General features: G+C 59.5%; 16 protein-coding genes. 9 read left to right on the top strand and 7 right to left on the bottom strand.

The annotated features are described in order from the left end of the window. Nucleotides 1-5: 5 nt before the first annotated feature. Nucleotides 6-773, top strand: coding sequence for an MlaE family lipid ABC transporter permease subunit (locus ACVWXZ_RS10495; protein WP_457403096.1), 768 nt, complete (start codon nt 6-8; stop codon nt 771-773). A gap of 95 nt (nt 774-868) precedes the next feature. Continuing rightward, entirely contained in the window at nt 869-1,900 is a 1,032-nt protein-coding gene (locus ACVWXZ_RS10490; protein ID WP_457403112.1) for a succinate dehydrogenase/fumarate reductase iron-sulfur subunit, read from the top strand. On the opposite strand, the gene ACVWXZ_RS10485 is transcribed toward ACVWXZ_RS10490, so the two are convergent. After that, a complete protein-coding gene (locus ACVWXZ_RS10485; RefSeq protein ID WP_457482500.1) occupies nt 1,897-3,003 on the bottom strand; it encodes a peptidylprolyl isomerase in 1,107 nt (368 codons plus the stop codon). The two genes, ACVWXZ_RS10490 and ACVWXZ_RS10485, sit on opposite strands and share 4 nt — an antisense overlap. Before the next feature lie 891 nt (nt 3,004-3,894). Next, complete coding sequence (locus tag ACVWXZ_RS10480; protein WP_457403099.1) at nt 3,895-4,773, bottom strand: vWA domain-containing protein; 879 nt, start codon at nt 4,771-4,773, stop codon at nt 3,895-3,897. Between the two features lie 447 nt (nt 4,774-5,220). Between ACVWXZ_RS10480 and ACVWXZ_RS10475 the strand changes: the two genes are divergently transcribed. After that, complete coding sequence (locus tag ACVWXZ_RS10475) at nt 5,221-5,931, top strand: hypothetical protein (protein WP_011434070.1); 711 nt, start codon at nt 5,221-5,223, stop codon at nt 5,929-5,931. A gap of 39 nt (nt 5,932-5,970) precedes the next feature. Here ACVWXZ_RS10475 and tyrS read toward each other — a convergent pair whose 3' ends face one another. Continuing rightward, nucleotides 5,971-7,212, bottom strand: coding sequence for a tyrosine--tRNA ligase (gene tyrS, locus ACVWXZ_RS10470; protein WP_457403101.1), 1,242 nt, complete (start codon nt 7,210-7,212; stop codon nt 5,971-5,973). 202 nt (nt 7,213-7,414) lie between these two features. On the opposite strand from tyrS, the gene ACVWXZ_RS10465 reads away from it, so the two are divergent. From ACVWXZ_RS10465 to ACVWXZ_RS10455, 3 genes are all read left to right on the top strand, one after another. Further along, nucleotides 7,415-9,403: a transglycosylase domain-containing protein gene (locus ACVWXZ_RS10465; protein WP_457403102.1), complete on the top strand. Its 1,989-nt coding sequence runs from the start codon at nt 7,415-7,417 to the stop codon at nt 9,401-9,403. Continuing rightward, complete coding sequence (locus tag ACVWXZ_RS10460; protein WP_414402426.1) at nt 9,400-9,780, top strand: hypothetical protein; 381 nt, start codon at nt 9,400-9,402, stop codon at nt 9,778-9,780. Before ACVWXZ_RS10465 ends, ACVWXZ_RS10460 begins: the two co-directional genes overlap by 4 nt. A gap of 264 nt (nt 9,781-10,044) precedes the next feature. After that, nucleotides 10,045-10,644 (top strand): superoxide dismutase, encoded by a 600-nt coding sequence (locus ACVWXZ_RS10455; RefSeq protein ID WP_457482499.1) that lies wholly within the window; start codon nt 10,045-10,047, stop codon nt 10,642-10,644. 97 nt (nt 10,645-10,741) lie between these two features. Here ACVWXZ_RS10455 and ACVWXZ_RS10450 read toward each other — a convergent pair whose 3' ends face one another. Then, a complete protein-coding gene (locus ACVWXZ_RS10450) occupies nt 10,742-12,388 on the bottom strand; it encodes a serine/threonine protein kinase (protein ID WP_457482498.1) in 1,647 nt (548 codons plus the stop codon). Nucleotides 12,389-12,664: 276 nt separating this feature from the next. Between ACVWXZ_RS10450 and ACVWXZ_RS10445 the strand changes: the two genes are divergently transcribed. Both ACVWXZ_RS10445 and glyS read left to right on the top strand, forming a co-directional pair. Continuing rightward, nucleotides 12,665-14,743 carry a cation:proton antiporter domain-containing protein gene (locus ACVWXZ_RS10445; protein WP_457482497.1) on the top strand — a complete coding sequence of 693 codons (2,079 nt, stop codon included), beginning with the start codon at nt 12,665-12,667 and terminating at the stop codon, nt 14,741-14,743. Between the two features lie 179 nt (nt 14,744-14,922). Further along, nucleotides 14,923-17,139 (top strand): glycine--tRNA ligase subunit beta, encoded by a 2,217-nt coding sequence (gene glyS, locus ACVWXZ_RS10440; RefSeq protein ID WP_457482496.1) that lies wholly within the window; start codon nt 14,923-14,925, stop codon nt 17,137-17,139. A 332-nt stretch (nt 17,140-17,471) separates the two neighbouring features. Here glyS and ACVWXZ_RS10435 read toward each other — a convergent pair whose 3' ends face one another. The 3 genes from ACVWXZ_RS10435 to ACVWXZ_RS10425 all read right to left on the bottom strand — a co-directional run bounded on the left by ACVWXZ_RS10435 (nt 17,472) and on the right by ACVWXZ_RS10425 (nt 20,343). Next, entirely contained in the window at nt 17,472-18,395 is a 924-nt protein-coding gene (locus ACVWXZ_RS10435; RefSeq protein ID WP_457440746.1) for a fructosamine kinase family protein, read from the bottom strand. Nucleotides 18,396-18,556: 161 nt separating this feature from the next. Next, the gene (locus ACVWXZ_RS10430) at nt 18,557-18,826 is read right to left on the bottom strand and encodes an IS630 transposase-related protein (protein ID WP_457482495.1); all 270 of its coding nucleotides are present in this window, start codon (nt 18,824-18,826) and stop codon (nt 18,557-18,559) included. A gap of 224 nt (nt 18,827-19,050) precedes the next feature. Next, a complete protein-coding gene (locus ACVWXZ_RS10425; protein ID WP_457440750.1) occupies nt 19,051-20,343 on the bottom strand; it encodes a D-alanyl-D-alanine carboxypeptidase in 1,293 nt (430 codons plus the stop codon). Nucleotides 20,344-20,972: 629 nt separating this feature from the next. Between ACVWXZ_RS10425 and ACVWXZ_RS10420 the strand changes: the two genes are divergently transcribed. Further along, the gene (locus ACVWXZ_RS10420; RefSeq protein ID WP_457387589.1) at nt 20,973-21,470 is read left to right on the top strand and encodes a MarR family winged helix-turn-helix transcriptional regulator; all 498 of its coding nucleotides are present in this window, start codon (nt 20,973-20,975) and stop codon (nt 21,468-21,470) included. Nucleotides 21,471-21,615: the final 145 nt, after the last annotated feature.

Here is a 21,615-nt window from a genome sequence, read left to right as displayed (position 1 = left end):
AAACCATGAGCTGGTTGCAGCGGGTGGGCAGCAGTTTTCTCTTGGCCGGCCAGGTGATTTTGCATCTGATGCGGGGCCGTATCCATCGCCGCAACACCCTGGATCAGTTGGCGGCGGTGGGGCTGGAGTCGCTGCTGATTGTTTTGATTACGGCGGTGGTGATCAGCGGTGTTTTCACCATCCAGTTGGCGCGGGAGTTCATCAACTTCGGAGCCTCTTCCTTGATTGGGGGGGTTTTGGCGATTGCCCTTGCCCGCGAGCTGACACCGGTGGTGACGGCGGTGATCTTGGCCGGACGGGTGGGATCCGCTTTTGCTGCCGAGCTGGGCACCATGAAAGTCACGGAGCAGATCGACGCTTTGCTGTTGTTGCGCACCGATCCGGTGGATTATCTGGTGATCCCGCGGGTGCTGGCTGCGGGGCTGATGCTGCCGGTGCTCACCATCCTCTCCCTGCTGACGGGGCTGGTGGGGGGGATGATCATCTGCGCTTCGGCCTACAACATCTCTCCTGCAGTGTTTCTCAACTCGGCGCAAACCCTTCTGAGCTCCTGGGATTTGCTCGTCTGTTGTTTGAAGGCGATGGTGTTTGGGTCTTTGATCGCCATTGTCGGCTCCAACTGGGGCCTTTCCACCAGCGGAGGGGCCAAGGGGGTGGGCCGCTCCACCACCGATGCAGTGGTTACGGCGCTGCTGGGCGTGTTTGTTACCAACTTCCTTATTTCTTGGCTGTTGTTTCAGGGGCCGGGGAGCTCCCTCAGCCGCGCGCTGTAGCCACTTCTGCTATCGCGTTGTTCGCGCGAGCGTTGCGGGGCAATAGGGAGAGAGCTAGGATGGGATCCCCTTTCCCTTCAGCGGTGCAGAGCACTTTGCGAGTAGAATTTCAGATTTTCCGACAGTTGCCGCCGGAGCCGCCCCGCTGGCAGTCCTTCTGGCTGGAGACATCCCCTGGCGCCACCATTCTCGATTGCCTCAACCAGATCAAGTGGGAGCAGGATGGCAGCTTGGCCTTCCGCAAAAACTGCCGCAACACCATCTGTGGCAGTTGCGCCATGCGCATCAACGGTAGGGCAGCCTTGGCTTGTGGCCGACATGTGGGCGAAGAGCTGGATCCCCGCAGCTCCCAGCCACAGACCATTCGCATCGGCCCTCTGGGCAACCTGCCCGTTCTGCGGGATCTGGTGGTGGATATGCAGCCCTTCTGGAACGATCTCAGCCGGGTGGATCCCTTTGTCAGCACGGCAGGGCGACGCATCCCGGAGCGAGAGTTTTTACAGCTGCCTGCCGAACGGGAGCATCTCAACGCTGCCGGTGGCTGTATTCTCTGCGGAGCCTGCTATTCCGATTGCAATGCCAAAGAGGTGAACCCAGAGTTTGTTGGCCCCCATGCTCTGGCCAGAGCCAACCGCCTCGTCCAAGACAGCCGCGACAGCCAACGGGAACAACGCCTGCAGGCTCTGGATAGCTTGGCTGGTGTCTGGGGCTGTACCCGCTGCTGGAACTGCAACAGCGTCTGCCCGATGGGCGTGGCACCTCTGGATCAAATCACCGAACTCAAACAGGGGATCCTCTCCCGCCATGCAGACAAGACCGCTGCTCTGCCCACCGACCGTTCCCCATCGCACGCTGTTCGCGCTATTCGGACGGAGTCCTTGCCCATAGCCATCCGCCACCGCAAGACTCTGGTGCAACTGGTGCGCTCCGGTGGTTGGATAGATGAGCGCCGCTTTGCCCTGCAGGTGGTGGGCCGGGATCCCAAAGGGCTGCTCAGTTTGGTGCCTTTGGGTCTGCGCCTGTTGGCCAGGGGCAAATTTCCCTTTCGCTTCCAGCCCTCTGCAGGGGCGGCGACGGTACGGCGGCTTATCGACACAGTTAGGCAGGAAGGAAGGGATCCCCTCTAGGCTCCAGTTTTGAGGTTGTCTTGGCCGGAAATCAATCTGGCACTCAAAATCCGATCCCCCACTTTGATGTGGCGCAGCACCTCCGTTCCCTCTGTAACGTACCCGAACACGGCATAGCGGCCATCCATGAGGTTTAACCCCGCCGGGGTGAGATCCGGTTCGGCCATGAAGATGAAAAACTGGGAAGAAGCGCTGTTGGGATCGTCGGGATAGCGGGCCATGGCCACCGTCCCTTCGGCGGAAAAGGGCAGAGCCGGTTCCACATCCCACAGGCCCATCTGATCAAAAGTCTGGCCGTAGCGGGGCATCACCTCGCCTTTGACGCGAATCTCCATGGGGATGGTGCGAACCTTGCCCGTGGCCGGATCCACATAGCCATCGGCAGGGCCAGGGGGATCCCCGGCCTGCGCCAGGAAGAAGGTCTCCACCCGGTCAAAGGTCAGGCCATCGTAGAAGCCCCGCTGCACCAGGTCGGCAAAGTTGCCGGCAGTGATGGGGGCGCTGTAGCCATCTAAGGTGATCACCATGCGCCCAGCGGTGGTGTTTAGCTCCACCTCTGCCCGCCCCAAGAGCTGAGGTTTGTCGGCATACTCAGCAGGCACTGTGTAGGGGAAAGCCCCCACCCAGTTGTTTTCGAGGGATCCCAACTCGTCCACTAGACGGTCGTAGGCAGCGCGGGCCTCTTCTTTGCCTTTGGATTTGCGCTCGCTGGCTTGGCCGATCACCCGCAACTGCTCCCGCAGCGCAGCCATCTGTTCAGAGGCTGGGGTCACCCGATCCGGAGGCAAGCCGGCCAGCAGGGAATCTCCATGGCGATCCAGAAGCCGCTCCACCTGGCGCACATCTCCCCGCACCGCTGACCAGCGGTTGTACTTCAGGTCGGTGTCGATTTTGGAGATGGCCTCATCAATTTCCAGCAGCTTCGTTTCCTGAATAGGCAACGCCCGCCGCAACAGGGTACGGGGATCCGTGATGGCATCCCCTTGGGGCAGAGCCAAGGCCGGGATCCCCCAGAGCGCCACCCCGCAGAGCAGAGCAGCTACGTAGAGGCCAATCCGGCAAAGGGATCCCCATTGCCAAAATCCTTGGGCACGCTGCGTCATGGTTCCTACCGACTGCAAAACCACTCCTGTCTCAGCCTGACATCCCACCGTCACAGGCGGCAAGCGCTGTCAGACCTCGATTGAGATTTCAACGACTGGCGTGCTCCACCCGGGGGAAAGCCGTCATCGCTACGCAACGCTTTTGCGACCGCAATAGCGGGACCAACTTCTCCAAGGGCATGGCTACACGGCTCTGATACATTCACGCTGAACTCCCCTGAACATGGTTCAGGAAAGAAGCGATCGCATCCTGCCTATCTCTGAGCAGGAAGGCGGTATCCCGCAAAGCCCTGAGGAATACCCCCCGAGCGCTTTCCCCCTTCACTTCCCGGCAACCGTTGCGGTGGACTCAAGGATCAGGGGGAAACTTGGTCTACTATATCCCTCTCAATGACTTTTGCCAAACCGCCTAAAGCTCAGTAAATTCAGCAAAGTTCAGGGTTTTGGGGGTTAGAGGCATGCTCCTACCTAGTTGGTTGGCGTCGGTGTTGGCGTCGGTGTTAGTGTCGGGGTAGAGGCAGGAGTGGGTCGAGGTGTCGGAAAGTCCGTCGGTGCAGGAGGTAGGGGCACCGGAATGCGGAGGCGGCAGGGTTGATCCGATTGATCGCCTTCTGGGGCATAGCAAACGCGAATGAGATCTTCCACAAAGCGAAGCTGATTAAAAGTGACATACTCCCATCACTGACCCTACAGGTACAGCGTGGGCTTCGCGCTTCATCGGGGAGCTACTGCAAGAACCCTCCACGCGCAGACACGGGATGTCCCACCGCGTAGCTGTACCAGATTCCGGCAACGCCGTTTTGTACAGCCATGTTGATTATGGCACAGGATATATACGCCTTTCATCCCGACCCTCCTGCTGTTGCAGAGAGTGCGGGGCTTCCCGGCGGTTTAGCTAAGTTGATCCGCAAACCGTGCCAGCACAAAAGTCCCCTCAGTAGCTGCAGCCAGACGCTGTAACTCCAGAAGATTCAAATCGACCCCCAACCCAACCACATACACGGTGAGTTTTTGTCCTCGCTCTCTGGCCAAAGTTGTCAGCTCCTGAGTAGCTTGGTTGATGGAGCGGGTGCTTTCGTTGTCAATCCCATCGGTGAATACCACCAAGCGGCGGTTGAAACGCTCGGTGGGCCGAAAGTCGCTCAAGAAACGCCCGGCTTCTACCGTGGCATCGTAGAGGGCAGTGTTCCCCCCCGGAACAGCGCGCAAAACGCCTCGTCTCAGCAGCTCTTTGTCGCCGGTGAAGTCCTGCAATAGCTGAGCTGTGCGCAGAGGCTGCCCCAGGGCTGTAAGGCCAAAACCTGCCCCCCGGTTGTCAAAGCGCAGAATGGCGCCCAGATCCAGGGGTGCAGGGCGAAATTGATCCAAGAGCCGAAAAACAGCCAGGAAGCGCCGAGATTGGGGATCCAAAACCAGCAAGCTGCCTGAGCCATCCATCAGCACTGCCATGAGCAAAGGCCGCTGAGCCAGATCCGGCGGGGGGTTCTCGATCCGGGTGGGTGTCAGGGTCAAGGTTACCGGCTGCGGGATCCCTAGCAAATCGGTTACCCGGTTTACCTGCAGGCTGACCTGACTGGCAGAGAGCTGGGTTATTGGTTGGGGCGGATCCCCGCCTTGCAAGAGGGCGATGTTGAACTCCATTTCCCCTTGTGTGCCAGAAAAGGAGCGGGTCAGAGCCCCATTGAATGTCAGGCGAGCTTGGGATCCCACAGCAGACGGCTCAATGCCTGTACCGCCGGAAGAGCCACAGCCAGCGAGGCAGCTTCCCACGAGCACCAGGAGAAGCAGCCAACCAGCTTTTTGGCTTTTTACTTGACCGGGCTGTATTTTTACAGTCATTGCAGCTGCCAGTGCAAGCACAGTGGGGTGGCATGAAAGTACGGAGTTGCAATACCACCCAGTAATTCTGAAAGCTACTGTAGCGCTTGGTGTAGGCGTAAAGATTTTTACTGCAGTTAGAGGATCTCGAGTTCATCTTTTTTCACAATGCGAGCACAGCGGGTCTCAGCTTTGAGCCTAGTAGGGCGGCTAAAGCCTGTCTGCTCCGAGAATTGCTTCGAGATAAAGACCCCTTTGTTTTGCCACTTGTGGCAAGCGTTCTCGCTGACCAATTGTCAAATAAGCCGGCGCTCTCCTCCGTGGCCTATAGTTCATAGCAGCTCATCAGTGCAGGTGTAAGCTCTAAAAGGATCCCCTGGGTGAGGAGGAGAACTGAACATGGCGGCAAAGCAACTCAAGTTCTATTGGAGCCCCCAACACCAGCTCTTTAGCTGCGATGGCGCCAAGTTGGAGGGGCACGGCTACATCCAAACCAACCCCTCCCATGACCTGGTTCACCTGCTCATTGCCGCCAACGGCAACATGCCCTGGCAGCCGGTGGAAAGCCGCGAGCAAACTTGCTTTGCCGAGTACAACGCGGTGATGCTGGAGCATCTGCTGGTGAACTGTTTTAATGCAGGAGCACTGGGATCCCTGCCTGCCCAGCAGATCATCCCAGAGGCGCGGAAGTTCTTGCGGTGGTTTGTTTCAGAACATTACGCCCCTTTTCCGGTGTCTGAAGAAGAGGCTTTTCGTCGCTTTGCCGAGCACCTGGATATTGAGCGCATTGTGCGTTTGTTCCCCTATTTTTACAGTTTGCGAGCTTGGGAATGCTTCAGCCCCGATTACCGCGCCGAGACCTACGACCTGGAGTTCACCTCCGAGGATGATCCCGTTCGAGAGGCCCCGGAATGGGCGGCGGATCCCAACATTTTGGAGACTCAGGAGCTGGTGCGGCAAAAGCTCTCTGAGGCAGTAGCCGAGGCGGGCTCGATCCGGCCCAAACCGGAGCCCGTTTTCCCGCCAACTTCGTCAGCTTCTCCTCTGTCCGATCCCCCAGCCAAGACCAGGCAGAAAAAAACCGGACTCGGCTTCAAGCCTGCCCGTTGATGGATCCCCTCACCCCTTTCCCACAGGGAGAGGGGAAGACTAATCTGCGCCTTTCACTAGCCGACGAAAGGCCTTTTTGCCCACCTGCAAAATCCGCCCCGCCAGCTCCGAGGCATGGGCAAACTCCAGGTCGGGATCCTCCACCTTTTGCCCATCCAGCCGCACGGCGCCCCCTTGAATCTGCCGACGGGCCTCGGCGGCACTCTTGCACAGGCCACACTCACGCAGGATGTAGCTGAGTTTAACAGGGTAAGACAACCCATCGATGGCAAAGGTGGGGATGGATCCCGTTTCGGCAAGAATACCGTCTAGCACCAGGGCTTGGGCGGTGCGCTGGGCCTCTTCTGCCGCTGCAGGGGAGTGAAACTGGGCCACTAGGGTCTTGGCTAGGAGGATCTGCCGCTGGCGGGGATCCTGCGGCAGCTCGGCAAGGGGCACTGAGGTGAGCAACTCAAAGTAGCGCTCCACCAGGTGATCCGGCACCTTCTCCAGCTTGGAGTACATGGTGAGGGGATCCTCGGTCAGCCCCACGTAGTTGTTTTTGGACTTGGACATTTTCTGGTACCCGTCCAGCCCCTCCAAAAGCGGCACCGTCAGGCAAAACTGCGGCGCTTGGCCCTTCCAAATTTGCAGATCCCGACCGGTGAGCAGGTTAAAGCGCTGGTCGGTTCCCCCCAGTTCTACGTCGGCTGCCAGAGCCACCGAGTCGTAGCCCTGCAGGAGGGGATAGAGAAATTCGTGCAGATAAATTGGCGTTCCAGCGCGGTAGCGCTGGGCAAAGTCTTCTTTGGCCAGCATCTGCCCCACCGTCATCTGGGCCTGGAGTTCGATCAGCTCGCTGAGAGTCAGGTGGGCCAGCCACTCGCTGTTGCGGCGCACCTCCAGCCGACCGGGGGTCTCAAAATCCAAAATCTTGCCGGCTTGCTCCAAGTAGGTGCGGGCGTTTTCCTCCACTTCTGCTGGGGTGAGGCGGGGACGGGCCTCCGATTGGCCGGTGGGATCCCCGACCAGCGCCGTGAAGTCCCCGATGAGCAAAATAGCCACATGGCCCGCATCCTGGAACTGGCGCAACTTGCGCAGCACCACTGAATGGCCCAGGTGTAGATCCGGTCGGGTGGGATCGATGCCCAGCTTCACCCGCAAGGGACGATTTGTTGTGGCCAGGCGCTCCGCCAGGGCAGCAGGCCCTCCCGGAAAGATCTCGGCCACCCCCCGCTCAACAATTTGGGCTATCAACGGATCCCGGTACGCTGGCGAAACTGAGGCTGACGATATACTCAAAGCCTGATCCTCCGGCTGAACCCATGAGCCATTTTAAGCCCACGCAAAAGATGCTCGATTCTCAACTCAAGATCTTCTCCCCCTAGCCCGGTTGGAGTTGTCGATGGGCAGGGTTGGCCATCCTGCTGCCCCAATAGACGCCGCCCTATAATGGGTCTGGCTTGTTGTTGCTTTGCAACACGGACGTGACAGGGTTTTTGACGTGACCTACGGTCGCAGACCATTGGCCCGCCGGGCGAGAAAGCCGGGGTTGGAGCGTTTCTCCAATTCCCCCTTTTCCCGATCGGGGTTTGACGAGCATGCCGACTATACCCCACCCACCCGCCCCTCCCGGATTGCCCAGGTTGCCGGTGTGGTGGGCAATCTGTTGCTGGGATCCCTGCTCTTGGGATCCACGGCAACGGCTGCCGGATTGGTGGGGCTGGCCATTAGCTTCCGCAACTTGCCGGACGTGCATCAATTGCGGGATTACGTGCCCATTGCCACCACCCACATTGTCGATATTCGGGGCGAGCCCATTGCCAGCCTACACGGGGAGGCCAACCGGGAAGTGATCTCCCTTGAACAGGTCTCGCCGGAGATGAAAAAGGCCTTGCTGGCCATTGAAGACAGCCACTTTTACACCCATCCAGGCATTAATCCGGTCAGCTTGGGCCGGGCGATCCTAGGCAGTGTGGAGGGGGGTATAGGCTCGGCGGGGGGGGGATCCACCCTGACAATGCAGTTGGTCAAGAACCTGTTTTTGAGGCCGGAGCGTACCCTCAGCCGTAAAGTCGCCGAGATCGTGTTGGCGGTGCGCCTAGAACAGGTCTTCAGCAAAGACGAGATCCTGGAGATGTACCTCAACCAGGTGTACTGGGGGCACAATCTCTACGGCATCCAGGCGGCGGCCCGCAGCTACTTCAACAAGGATGCGTCTGAACTGAACTTGGCTGAAGCGGCGATGTTGGCTGGGATCCTGCCGGCTCCGGAAACCCTCAGCCCCTTTCGCAACCTGGAGGGAGCCAAACGGCGGCAACACCTGGTGCTGGATCGTCTGGTGGAGCTGAAGTGGATTACCCCCGAGGAAGCCCAGGCGGCGCGGGAGCAAAAGCTGACCTTAGGCCGCATTACCTCCTTTCAAAGTAACGCCCCAGCAGTTACCGACGCCATTGAGGCGGAGCTGCGGCGCCGCTATGGGGAACAAGCTCTAATGCAAGGAGGTCTGCGGGTTCAGTCCACCATCGATCTGCGTCTGCAGCGCCTTGCCCAGCGCATTGTCAATGAAGATGGCCCCCGCATTGGGGCAGCTCGTCGTGCCGATCAAATGGCTTTGGCGGCAGTGGATCCCCGTACCGGCTATGTGAAAGCCATTGTGGGCGGGATCAACGCTCAGCGGGGCCAATTTAACCGCGCCACCCAGGCGTTTCGCCAAACGGGATCCACCTTTAAGCCCTATGTGTACTACGCGGCTCTGGCCAGCGGGCGCTATTCACCCGGCAGCATCTTGGAAGATACCCCCGTCACCTATCCCGGCTCGCCACCCTACAGCCCGAAAAACTACGACAACACCTTCTATGGCTCCCTCACCTTTGCTCGGGCTTTGGAGCTCTCCCGCAACGTGCCCACGGTTAAGTTGGCCGATGATGTTGGGATCCGCAACGTCATCGCAGCGGCTCAGGCCACCGGCATCAGTGCCGAGATGTTTCCCAACTTGGCTACAGCTCTGGGCTCGGCCAGCGTCAGCCCCCTGGAGATGGCGGCCAGCTATGCGGTCTTTGCCAATGGCGGATATCGGGTGGAGCCGACCCTCTTGGCCCAGGTGGTGGATCGCAACGGCCAAATCCTCTTCGAGGCCAGGCCCCAGCCGGAGCGGGTTTTGGATCCCTGGGCGGTGGCTACGCTCAACCAAATCCTCAAAGGGGTGGTGACCCAAGGCACCGGGAGGGCAGCTCGTCTGGACGATGGGCGACCTGTAGCCGGTAAAACCGGCACCACCTCCGATTTCCGCGACGCTTGGTTCATCGGCTATGTGCCGCAACTGTCTACCGCCATTTGGATTGGCAACGACAACAACTCCCCCATGCTGCCCGGCACCGCCGGCGGGGCCTTTGTTGCCCCCACCTGGAAGCGCTTTATGACTGAGGCTCTGCAAGGGATCCCACCTCAGGACTTCCCCAGCCCGCATCAATTTCCCCCTCCCCGACCATGAGCTACAGCGAGGAGCGGCTGGCGCGCATCGAGCGCACTGTCGAGGCCAACGCTCAGGCCATCGCCCAACTGGCCCGGCAAAACCAAGAGCTGATGCAAACCATTGCCGGCACCGAGGAGCGCATTGCCAGAGCCGAGGAACGCATTGCCAGAGCCGAGGAACGCATTGCCAAAGCCGAGGAACGCATTGCTGGCGCCGAAGAACGTCTGGAGGCCGAGGTCAAACGCTGGGACGAGCGGTTTTTCCAGCTCAGCCGCGATACCCTCAACTTCACCCGCAATGTAGTGACCATCGCCGCCATCACGGCTGTTTTGATCCCCCTGCTCAGGGATGTCGCTCCCCTGCTGATCGAGCTGTTGCGGGAGGGATCCCGTTAGCGCTTTCCAGCCGGGACGATCTCGCTTTTCCAACCGCTGGCCAACGAGTGATTGTCGGCCATTGGGCTGAGACAGCCGCGGTTCCACCTGTCTGGGGTCGAGCCCTGTCCCAGCGGGAATCGAAATGTCCAAGGGATCCCAGCGCGTACTGATTCTGAGTTACACTAAAACTGCAAAGAAAGGTAACGCCTTTTTCTGGTTATCCTGACCCTTCGCCGCGTTCTTTCTTGCATTCCTTGCACAAGACACAGAGGACAGACGATTATGGCTTTTGAACTCCCGGCTCTGCCCTATCCTGCCGACGCGCTCAAGCCCTACATGTCGGCAGAAACCTTCTCCTACCACCACGGCAAGCACCACGCGGCCTACGTAGCCAACCTGAACAAGCTCATCGAGGGCACCGATCTGGCCAACAAGTCTCTGGAAGAAATCATCAAGGCCACCTTTGGGGATCCCAACAAAGCGGGTATCTTCAACAATGCTGCCCAAGTTTGGAACCACACCTTTTTCTGGGAATCCATGAAGCCGGGCGGGGGAGGTGCGCCTACCGGGCCTATTGCCGACAAGATCAACGCCGACTTTGGCGGCTATGACAAGTTTGCAGAAGCCTTCAAGACGGCAGCCGCCACCCAATTTGGCAGCGGTTGGGCCTGGCTGGTGCTGGAGGATGGCACGCTGAAGGTTACCAAAACCCCCAATGCCGAAAATCCGCTGGTTCACGGCCAAACGCCCCTGCTCACCTTGGATGTGTGGGAGCACGCCTACTACCTGGATTACCAAAACCGGCGGCCTGACTTCATCAGCGCCTACCTGGAGCACCTGGTGAACTGGGATGCCGCCAATGCCCGGCTGGCTGCCGCCTGACTCTACCTGTTCTGGGATCCCTTGACGGGGGATCCCATCGAGGACTAGCCTCGCGTAGCTTTTTGCGAAGGGATCCTTGGGGATCCCTTTTTTGCGCCTAGTCTTTCCCCAAGCGTTCTCGCTCCTCGCGCAACCGCTCCAGAAAGCCGGGGGTAGGGGGTTGGGTTGGGGGTGCTGCAGGGGGAGCAGGAGTTGGAGCAACCCGGTTCATCTGGGGGAACAGGGGTTGGTTGATGGGCGGCGGGGGGAGAGGCTTGGCCGGGACAGGGGCTGGAGAAGGTGGAGCAGGGGGAGGGGGTGTGGGCACTGCAACCGGTCGGGGTGGAGGCACAGCAGGGGCTGGAGGAGGAGGTGACACCTGCTGAGTTGGAGCAGGGGGCTGAGGGGTAGAGGACACTGCCTCTGGAGTTGCTGCTGGCCTGGGTGTGGGCTCGCTTGCGGACTCACCGATTCCCGGATCGGGGGCGGGATCATCCTCAAACACCGGTTTGCCCTCCGGATCCCGCGGCAGCCAGTCCAGCAGAGGTTCAGGAGTTGCTGAGGGATCCCGCTCGGAGCCGCCGACGCGATGGGTATCAGGTCGTTCAGAGACAGCAGGCAGTTTTTCCCTGCCTGGGCCCGGATCCAACAGCAGACGCAGGCCCCAGAAGGTGCTCCCCGCAATGACAACAAAAAGGGCTATCCCAGCCCAGAGGGGAAACAGCTTGGCCTCGGGCTCTGCCTGGGTACTGAGCAGGTGTGTGCCCGACTGCCCTGCATCCACCGCCGCCAGGGTGCGCTCGGAGAAGATGGGTGCGGCTGGGGGGGGCGCGAGGGAAGAGCTGGCAGCGCTCTGGGAGTGCAGGGATCCCTCCAATTGGGCGCTGAGAACCTTCATATCTTGGGGCCGCTGGTCGGGATCTTTGGCCAGACAGGAGAGCACCACCTGTTCCAGCTGCAGCGGAATTTCATAGGGCAAATTTGCGCGATTGAAGGGTTGGGGCTGCTGGTAATTGTGGGCCTCGTACCAGCCGGGGAAAGAATCGCTCTTCGGCTGGAGGGGGTGTTGCCCGGTCAACATGCGGTAGAGCACCACGCCAAGCGAGTAGATATCCGAGCGGGCATCCAAGGCTTCCCCGCGCACCTGTTCGGGAGAGGCATAGCGCACCGTACCCAAAAAGCCGGTGGTCTGGGTGCCGAGGGCAAGGGAAACGTCGCTGAGGAGCTTGGCAATGCCGAAATCCAAGATTTTGACGGTCTCCCCCAGGGTTTCATCTTTTAGGACGAAGAGGTTGCTGGGTTTGATGTCGCGATGGATCACCCCCTTGATGAGATGGCCATCCTGCTCGGTCTCTAGGTTGTGGGCGTAATAGAGACCGGCACACACTTGGCGGGCCATCCTCACCACCTGTTGAGGCGGCAGCACCGGCTGCTTGAGCATCAGCTCCCCCAAACTGCGCCCCGTCAGGTATTCCATCACCAGGTAAGGTTGGTCGTTCTCTAGGCCATAGTCCAATACCTTGACAATGGCAGGGTGCTCCCCCAGCAGCGTGCTGATGCGAATTTCCTGCTGAAAACGTTTGTGCAACTGGCGTCGGGTGTTGTCATCGCCTGCTAAGTTTTGGTGCAACAGCTTGACCGCCACCGGACGGTTGAACAGGCGCGTATCGACAGCCTTGAACACCCGCCCCATGCCACCTGCTGCAATGCTGTGAACCAGTTGATAGCGCTGGCCGATCACTTTTCCAGGAGCAAGCTGGTTCATGGGCAGCCCAAGAGCATGTACCCTCTGATTCTAATGCGTGTTTCTCGGGGGTTTCTCCCGCCTTTCTCTGGGCACTACTGCCAAGCTGTTTTCACTGCTTAATGTGTCTTAATGTGTCTGATGTACTTACTTTCGAATACTTATTAAACGCCCTGCCAGTAATTGAAGGCCGGACAAAGTCTGTGGGGCATCGAGAGCTACTTGGATCTGGAGGGATCTGATAGACTCATGCGGGCGCTTTGCCGGGTCTGTTCATTAGCTGTCTGTCGGGTATTTATGCTGGCTCACTGGCTGCAAATTTCGGGGATCCCTCTAGCCCTGATCGGCCCTGTTGAGAATCCGGTGCTGGTGTTTTTGATCATCCTGACCATCATGCTGGTGGCTCCCTTGCTATTTGAGCGGCTGCGCCTGCCGGGGATCATCGGGTTAATCTTGGCTGGGCTGGTGGTGGGGCCCTACGGCTTGGGCATCTTGCGGCGGGACGAGACCATCATCCTGCTGGGCACGGTGGGGCTGTTGTTTCTCATGTTCATGGCGGGGCTGGAGACCAGTCTGGAAGATTTGAAGCTCAATGCCGGGAAGGCCACCATCTTCGGGGCGCTCACCTTTCTGTTGCCCATGCTCATCGGCACAGCAGCCATGTTGGCCATTGGGTATGGCTTTCTGGCGGCGGTGCTGGTGGCCTCTTGTTTTGCCTCTCACACCCTGATCGGTCTGCCCATCATCTCGAAGCTGGGGTTGATGCGCCTGCAGACGGTGAGGGCAACTTTGGGGGCCACCCTTATCACGAATGTCCTGGCGTTATTGGTGTTGGCGGTGGTGGTGCGCGCCCACCAAGGGGAGCTGACGCTGCAATTTTGGCTGACGTTGATCCCTTCCATTGCCCTCTACACGTTTGCCACCCTGTGGGGGGTGCCTAAGCTGGGCAGTTGGTTCTTTCAACGCTTTGGTCACGACGAGGGAGCAGAGTTTACTTTCGTGATCGCCACTTTGTTTGTGGTGGCCTACGGAGCGGGGTTGATCGGCATTGAGCCGGTGGTGGGAGCCTTTCTGGCCGGGACGGCCATTACCCCCATCATCCCCCAGCTCAGCCCCCTGATGAACCGGATCCAGTTTATCGGCAACACCCTGTTTGTGCCTTTTTTCTTGATCTCGGTGGGGATGCTGATCAATCCCGGCATTCTCTTGGGAGAGCCGCGCTCGCTGCTGGTGGGAGGGGTGATGATCGCAGCGGAGGTGGTGAGCAAGTTTCTGGCCGCTTGGATCCCGGCCCAATTGTTTGGCTGGCGCTTTGCCAGCGCTATGGTTATGTTCGGCCTGTCGATGGCTCAGGCGGCGGCTACTCTGGCGGCGATCACGGTGGCTTTTCAGGTGGAGTTGGTGGATGAGCTGACGGTGAACGGCACCATTGCCATGATCCTGGTGACCTGTGTTGCCTCGCCTTGGATTGTGGCCCGCTGGGGAGAGCAAATGCAGCCCACCGAAGTGGCGGCAGAGTCCACTGAATTGCCCAAGCCAGATTGGGGAGCTCGCGTCTTGGTGCCGGTGGCCAACCCGGATACTGAGAGGAACCTGTTACAGTTGGCTTTGATTTTGGCCAAAAAAGATGGGGGAACGCTGCTGCCGCTGCATGTTTTGTCTGACCGCGCCGGGATCTCGCCGGCAGCCCTGGCCCGGCAGGAGCAGTTGCTGACTTTCGCAGAAGCTCTGGCCCACAGCGCCGTGACCCGAGTGGAGCCGATTCGGCGGGTGGATGACTCGGTGGAAAAAGGGATCATTCGCTCGGCGGCGGAACGGCAGGCAACCTTGGTGATCCTGGGCTGGAAGGGCTACTCCACCTATGCGGAGAACTTTTTCGGCAGCATCATTGACGCGGTGGTGCGGCAGGTGGGGATCCCAGTCTTGATTACGCGGTTTCCGGTACCCATCGAGACGGCGCGCCGCATCCTCTTGGTTGCACCGGAGCTGGAGGTCTCTCCCGGATCCCTGCAGCAGACCATTGGGCTGGCGCAAACGCTGGCCGGCGAATTGAAAGCGGGTTTGCAGATCCTGCTGGTGCAAACCCGACCTGGGCGGAAAAGCTCCCCAGCCTTGCCGGCAGAAAGCTATGCCCACTTGCCGGTTCAGCGGGTGCAGGGGGGGGTGGTGGCGGAAGCCTTCAAAGCGCTGCAGCCAGGAGATGTGTTGGTATTGGTTCCCAGCGAAACCGGCAACCGGTCGCGTCTGGGCCGAGAGCCGGAGACCATCGCCCGCAACCGACCCAGCCTTCCCATCATCGTGGTGCATTTGCCACGGGACTCGGCCTATCCCTTGCGCCAAGGAGATGGGGTTCTGGCGGCCGCAGAGCCCACTTGACAGGGATGGCATTGGGGTGTTGTCTGGCGGACTGGAGCTCTTGTCTCAACGACGCCCCGGCTCCCCTGGTAAACTGGGATACCCCAGGTTCGGAGCAGTCGTGAGCCAGAAGGGAGGCCCAGAGCCATAGACTATGTTGATTGAGGAAGTGGGGATGGTACCCTGCGGAGCACAGGAGTATGGTTGCCTATTTGCTAGAAGTCGGCTGTGAAGAGCTCCCAGCCAGTTTTGTGGATTCGGCCCTAGAGCAGTGGCGAACCGGGATCCCGGCCTCTTTGGCGGAGGCCCATTTGCAAGCGGAGCAGATGCAGCTTTTCGGTACGCCGCGCCGCCTGGCGGTTTTGTTGCAGGGGTTGCCCACCCAGCAGCCGGATCGCACTTTGGAGGTGAAGGGGCCGCCGGTTCAGGTCGCCTACCAAGATGGCCAGCTCACTCCTGCCGGGGAAAAATTTGCCCAAAAACAAGGGGTGGATCCCGGCAGCCTGGAAATCCGGCAAGTGGGCAAGGGATCCTTTGTGTTTGCGGTGCAGCGGGTGCGGGGCCGACCGACGGCAGCCGTGCTCCAGGAACTGGCACCCGCCTGGATTACCAACTTGAGTGGTGAACGGCTGATGCGCTGGGCCTGCGGGGATCTGAAGTTTCCGCGCCCCATCCGCTGGCTGGTCTCCCTTTGGGATGATCAGGTGCTGCCTTTGCTGCTGCCGACCCACGAGGACAATTCCATGCCGGGCTTGGTGGCGGGGCGGGTGAGCCGGGGGCACCGCGTTTTGGGATCCCAGCAGGTTGTCCTGGAGCGGGCCGAGAGCTACGTTCAGCAAATGCAAGAGGCGGGGGTCAGCCCCGATCCAACAGCGCGAGAGGCATACATTCAGGCTGAGGTGACCAAGCTGGCCAGGCAAGTGAATGGGGAAGCCCAGATCCCTGCTCCTTTGCTGCGGGAGGTGGTGCACTTGGTGGAGTGGCCGACGGCGGTTTTGGGGCGCTTTGAGCCAGAGTTTTTGCGCTTGCCCCCTGCGGTGATCGAGACGGTGATGATTATCCACCAGCGCTACTTCCCAGTACGGGATGGCCGGGATCCCAGAAAATTGCTGCCCTATTTCATCACCATCTCCAACGGCGACCCCCGGCAATCGGAGCGGATCGGGGCAGGCAACAGCCGTGTGGTGCGGGCGCGCCTGGCGGATGCCCGCTTTTTCTACGAGGAGGATCGGCGGATCCCCTTGGCGCAGCGGGTGGAACGCCTGCAGGCGGTTACTTTTGCCGAAGGGCTGGGCTCCATGCGGGACAAGGTGGAGCGCATCCGCCACATCAGCCGCCTCATTGCCGCTGCCCTGAACTTGGATCCCCAGGAGCAGGCGCTGGTGGATCGCACGGCTTACCTGTGCAAGGCGGATCTGGTTACCCAAATGGTGTACGAGTTCCCGGAGCTGCAGGGGATCATGGGGGCCGACTACGCTCGGCAGGATGGGGAACCGGAGGCGGTGGCCGAGGGGATTGAGCAACACTACTGGCCTTTGGGAGCGGGGGACGCTTTGCCCAATTCCTTGACCGGGCGGGTGGTGGGCTGGGCAGATCGCCTGGATACCTTGGTGGGCATGTTTCACTTGGGGCGGATCCCCACCGGCTCCTCGGATCGCTTTGCCCTGCGGCGGGCCGCCAACAGCCTGGTGCTGGTTGCCTGGGATGCCGGCTGGACTTTTGACTTTAACTCCCTGTTGCAGAGTGTGGTGCAGGACTATGCCGTTCGCGCTGGCGGGCCGCAGGCCTTGGGAGATGTCCACACCTTGCGAGCCTTGCAGGAGTTTTTGGCCCAACGGATACAGACCCTTTTGCAGGAGGAAAAACGGATTGATTACGACTTGGTCAGGGCTGTGGTGGGGGATCCCGAGTCGGTCAAAGCGGAGGATCCCCAGAAGGCCGAGCTCACCATGCGGGCCCTGGGCAACCTGCCCTTGACTTTGCTGCGGGCGGAGTACCTGCAACACCTGCGGGCCACCGGGGAATTGGCGGATCTCTATCCCACCCTCAATCGCTGCGCCCGCCTGGCAGCCCAAGGGGACTTGGACTACGCCGTGGTGGATCCGGCAGCCGCCGTGGATCCCGGTCAGTTGCAGGAGGCGGCAGAAAGGGAGTTGTACGAGGCTTGCCAGAAGGTCTATCGCCTGGGGGTGGAGCCAGCCCTTCAGGGAGACTTTGTCCCCTTGGTGGAAGCTCTGCAAGCAGCAGCCCCTCAGGTAGCTCAGTTTTTTGAAGCCGTTTTGGTGATGGATCCGGATCCTGTGCGACGGGCCAGCCGGCTCAATTTGCTGGGAGTATTGCGCAACCAGTCGCGCCTGTTGGGGGACATGGGGGCTGTGGTCATGGCAGGGGAATCCTCGCCGGAGAAGACCCCCTAGCCGTTTCAGATCAGTTTACTTCGAGACAGATCCCCCTCACCCCCAGCTTCTCTCCCAGAGGGAGCTACCCCCCAAGGACTCTGTCCCACTGGCGCGAACGGCTTGGGAATGGACATATCGTCATTTCCACTCAAACTCAGAACACTGTGCCCACACCTAAACCGTTGGTCGCGTCTTCGCGTCAGCGTTGCGGTTCCCGTCAGGGTGCCGTAGGCATAGCAATAGCGTTGCGGAGCAATAATGCAGGGGGTTAGAAGGTTTTTCAAGGACTCCGTCCTGCTGGCGCGATCAGTAGCCCAGGCGTCTCATCTTAACCTGAACAACCATACGATTTATCCAAGAAATTGCAAACACTGCTGCAAAGCCCGCTGCACCGAGCCTAGGTAGCCCTCTCCAAACAGGTTGAGATGGTTGAGCCAGTGGTAGAGCTGGTAGAGGGGCTTGCGGTGGGGATACCCCTCGTCCAAGGGGTAGGCCTGCTGATAAGCCCGATAGAACTCGGCTGGAAAGCCCCCAAACAATTCTGTCATCGCCAGATCCGTCTCTCGATCCCCGTAGTAGGTGGCCGGATCGAAAATCACTGGGGATCCATCGGCCAAGGCCCCGTAGTTGCCGCCCCACAGATCTCCATGCAACAGAGCGGGTTCTGGCCTGTAGTCCTGAAAAAAGGCTTCCAGCTCCGCCATTACCCGTTCGGCTTGGGCCACCCACGTGCCGCGATACCCCTGTTGGCAAGCCAATTTCACCTGGTAGAGCAGCCGCTGTTCCCGATAAAAATCCGGCCAATTCTGCCGCCAACTGTTGATCTGAGGCGTAGAGCCGATGGTGTTGTCGCGCTCCCAACCGTAGCTGCCGTTGGGGGATAGGGTGCGGTGCAACTGGGCCAACTGGGATCCCAACAAACCCGCAGTGTGCGGACGGGGCGAGGTTAGCTCCAGGTATTCCAGCACCAAGTAAGCCTGCTCTCCTACGGATCCCCAGATGATGGGCTGGGGCACGCGAATGGCCTGGGCAGCCGCTAGGGTTTGCAAGCCCGCAGCTTCCGCTGCAAACATCTCCAGCGCCCTTTCTCCCCCACGGGCCAATTTGACGAAGTAGTCTTTTACCCCTTCTGCAAGAGGGCTTTGGGAAGCGCAGGAAAACCGATAGGTGGCGTTGATGCTGCCTCCGCCCACAGAACGATACTGTAGGGGCTGGATGGGATCCCCTGTTGCTTCTGAAAGGTGCTGGGCGATGGTCTGCCAAAGAGTTTGCATCAGCAGCAAAAGTCAATTGTCGGAGAAAAACAGGTACTTATGGTCATTTCGGGTAGTCATTTCAGGTTAGGGTGAGACGCCTGAGCCATTGCCTGGGCCATTGAGAAAAGCCCTATGGCCCCGTGCATTCAAAGTTTTAGGTGTGGGCGCAGTCTCCTGGTTTAATTGAAATGACCATAACTCTTTTTTTGTGCTACTTTCACCTTCTCATTCTCAAGAGCACAGTCAATAGCGCGAGGACTCCGTCCCGCTGGCAGGATGGGTTGGACGCCAGACCGGGCTCTATCCTTCAGTCGAGCTTCTGGGTACTGGTCTCCGTCTTGCTGCAGGGCAGCCGAGTCTATCTTACGCTTGCGGGTCTTGACTTTTGTCGGCCTCAAGTCTTCTCGGTTCAGCCAGCGATAAACTGTTGCACGACTAACCTTGTTCATCCGTGCAACTGCTCCCTTCCTGGACATACCCTATGACTCTCTCTCAGGTCTAAGCTTCCTCCTGAGGTCTACCTCCATGCCTTCTTAGCTGCAGGGCCGTCTCATTCTTAAATGAATTGACCCTGTTCCTAACCTGTGGGGCTCTGGGGTCTTGAGCTTCCGCCTCCTATGGGGAAAGTGGGGGGAGAGCTGTATCTCAAATTAAGTTCGAATTGAGGTCAGCATTAGCGGCGGAGAGGCTCAGAAATGGCCACCACATCCTGCAGAAACTGATCCTGTTGCTGGTGCAAAATGCCCAGGTCAGGACCTTGGTTGAGCAGGACAAAGTGGATGCCATTCGGCAGCTGCCCCATCGTCATCAGCCGATCCGCAGCGGATCCCACCTGAGCAGCCGTGCCTGGGGGCAAGGTGCGCGCCCGCAGGGTGCTGTGGCCACTGCCCGCTCTGGGCAAGATCCGAGTCGGATCCCCATCTGTGAAATCTACCAGGTGTTCCCAGAGATGAGCTAGGGCGCGGGGGGAAAGGTACAGCGCTCGCCCTCTTTGCCCCAGGCGAATGTCTTGCTCGGCGGGGGCCATTTGGGAATCCAGGCGGGAAATGGGCTGAGCCGCCAACCGCTGCCGCAGGTACTCCAGCAGGGCTGTTTCGCCCCCCAGTTCCGCCAACAGGGCTTCTGCCATGGCTCGGTCGTTGCTGCCATTGAGGATCTGCAACAGGGATCCCAGCCGTAGCGAGGTGTAGCTGGCCAGGCAGTGGGCGTCCGCGGGGAGGGCTGTTAGGACTGACACCGAGCCGCGAATGACAACCGGATGGGGTTGTTGAGTATTGCTGAGGAGTTCTGCCAAACGCTGAGCGCCGCCCAAAGGATCGGGTTGGCCCAGCAAACGGAAGGGGGGCAACACCTTCACATCCCCGTCGATCTGGCGAATGTTGAGGCTATGCAAATGGCGGGCCAGCTCTGCCACATTCGCTTCCGTGAAATAGGGATCCCCGCCACCCACCAGGATCAAATCTCCCGTCAAGCGATGGCCCAACCGATGGCCTGTGGTGTAGAAGCGGGTCTCAAAGCGATGCTCGTAACCCCAAGTCTCCAGGGCCATCAAGCTGATGGCCAACTGATCCAAGGCTCCCACCGGCAAAGGTCGATCCAGCCCATGCTCCGCCAACAGCTCCCCTTCCGGCGTCCAGAGCAGGATCCCCTGTTGAGAGAGCGCTCCCCCTTGGGCCGCCAATCCTTGCAAAAAGCCGGACAAGACCGAAGCGTAAGGAGAATCTTCCCACTGCGGCGATTGGGCGCGGGGCCACCAAGGGGGAAGGCCCGGAGTCCCACTTGGGGAAGGCAGCGGCGGCGGTGGAGTGGGGATGGGGGGGAAGGGATTCTGAGTCAATGTGGGAGACTCGACTTCAGCACCTGTGGGGTTGCTCCAGCAGGCCCCCAAGGCCAAAGCACCAGCTAACGGGATCCCTGCCCAGAGGAGACGACGATGGGGGCGCAACCCCTGTGGGATAAGCGGCATGATGACCTCACAAAGACACTTGCAAAGGACAACGGGCTGGCAAAAGACTTGACGCTACTCTAGTGCCATCCGAACTGCCTTGGCAAATCTCTGTGCCAGCCTTTTCCAGCGTTATCGACTCCGGCCAAGGCAAGCCCATCTTTTGCTTGTCAGGGATCCCAGTCGGCTGTGACGTAAACTACCCGACACCAACCGCTAGGCGGTACGGAGCGGGCTTTTAGTAGCCCTGCAGTTAGCAAGCCAACCACGAGCCTCTGGGGTGGTTTACAGCACCCCCAATCGACCGTTACCAGTGCCTTAAACAACCGTTTCTGGTGTCCGCAGTATTATCATAGCATTCCTCCCGACACCGACCCTACGGGTACAGTGCGGGGCTCCTGCAATTTCTAGCTGATGGGTAGCCAAAAAATGTTGTATGGCCTGATGGATATCTTTATGGATATCTTTTGCAACTGTAATGGCCGCAGATCGTCTGTTGGCTGTGCAAGGGCTAGGCCGTACTGCAGATCACACAACCTTCTCGGCAAACCGTAAGCTCCTTCTCTCCTTCTCCTCAGTAAAAGATAAAATAGGGCGATTTAGATTCCGAGCATTCCAGGCCGCCGATGGGAAACAGTCAAACCGGGGAGATGGTTCAATCGGAAAAGCAGGCTTTCCTGGAACGGTGGCATGACATTCTCGCCCCCAACTCCCTGGGCTACCGCATTCGGCTGTTGTCTCAATTGGTGCGGCGGAAGTTGCAGTCTCATTTGGAGCCTTTTGGCCTGACCATCTCCCATTGGGTGGTGCTCTGCTGCCTTTGGGAAGAAGACGGGATCCCTACTTCCACTATTTGTGAGCGCTTGCAGCAGTTGGGGGGCACCATGACCGGGGTGTTGGATGGCATGGAAAAACGGGAGCTGATCCGGCGGCAGCGAGATCCTGAGGATCGGCGGATTTGGCGGGTCTACCTCACACCTGCAGGGGAGGAGCTGAAAGACGTTTTACCCCCTCTGATTTGGCAGTTGCGGGAGCAAACCTACGGCTGTCTCAGCCCAGAAGAACAGGCAACCCTCTCGCGGTTGGTGGATCGGCTGATCGCCCATCTGTCAGCTAGAAATCGCAGGAGCCCCGCACTGTACCCGTAGGGTCAGTGTCGGGAGGAATGCGGAAGTCACAATAGAACCATGACCCAAGTCCTGACCGTATCCTGCAAGCTCAAGGTGTCCCAGTCGCAAGCCGCAAAGTTGGATGCGACAATGGATGCCTTTGTGCAGGCGTTGAACTGGGTCA

The organism is Thermostichus sp. MS-CIW-38, from assembly GCF_054058415.1.
This window is presented reverse-complemented; position numbering and strand designations above follow the sequence as displayed.

What these genes read in the sequence shown, in the direction of transcription:
- ACVWXZ_RS10445 (WP_457482497.1), top strand. Translation starts at nt 12,665, where the DNA reads ATGCTGGCTCACTGGCTGCAAATTTCGGGGATCCCTCTAGCCCTGATC.
- glyS (WP_457482496.1), top strand. Translation starts at nt 14,923, where the DNA reads ATGGTTGCCTATTTGCTAGAAGTCGGCTGTGAAGAGCTCCCAGCCAGT.
- ACVWXZ_RS10435 (WP_457440746.1), bottom strand. Translation starts at nt 18,395, where the DNA reads ATGCAAACTCTTTGGCAGACCATCGCCCAGCACCTTTCAGAAGCAACA.
- ACVWXZ_RS10420 (WP_457387589.1), top strand. Translation starts at nt 20,973, where the DNA reads ATGGTTCAATCGGAAAAGCAGGCTTTCCTGGAACGGTGGCATGACATT.
- ACVWXZ_RS10450 (WP_457482498.1), bottom strand. Translation starts at nt 12,388, where the DNA reads ATGAACCAGCTTGCTCCTGGAAAAGTGATCGGCCAGCGCTATCAACTG.
- ACVWXZ_RS10495 (WP_457403096.1), top strand. Translation starts at nt 6, where the DNA reads ATGAGCTGGTTGCAGCGGGTGGGCAGCAGTTTTCTCTTGGCCGGCCAG.
- ACVWXZ_RS10460 (WP_414402426.1), top strand. Translation starts at nt 9,400, where the DNA reads ATGAGCTACAGCGAGGAGCGGCTGGCGCGCATCGAGCGCACTGTCGAG.
- ACVWXZ_RS10430 (WP_457482495.1), bottom strand. Translation starts at nt 18,826, where the DNA reads ATGAACAAGGTTAGTCGTGCAACAGTTTATCGCTGGCTGAACCGAGAA.
- ACVWXZ_RS10485 (WP_457482500.1), bottom strand. Translation starts at nt 3,003, where the DNA reads ATGACGCAGCGTGCCCAAGGATTTTGGCAATGGGGATCCCTTTGCCGG.
- ACVWXZ_RS10455 (WP_457482499.1), top strand. Translation starts at nt 10,045, where the DNA reads ATGGCTTTTGAACTCCCGGCTCTGCCCTATCCTGCCGACGCGCTCAAG.
- ACVWXZ_RS10425 (WP_457440750.1), bottom strand. Translation starts at nt 20,343, where the DNA reads ATGCCGCTTATCCCACAGGGGTTGCGCCCCCATCGTCGTCTCCTCTGG.
- ACVWXZ_RS10475 (WP_011434070.1), top strand. Translation starts at nt 5,221, where the DNA reads ATGGCGGCAAAGCAACTCAAGTTCTATTGGAGCCCCCAACACCAGCTC.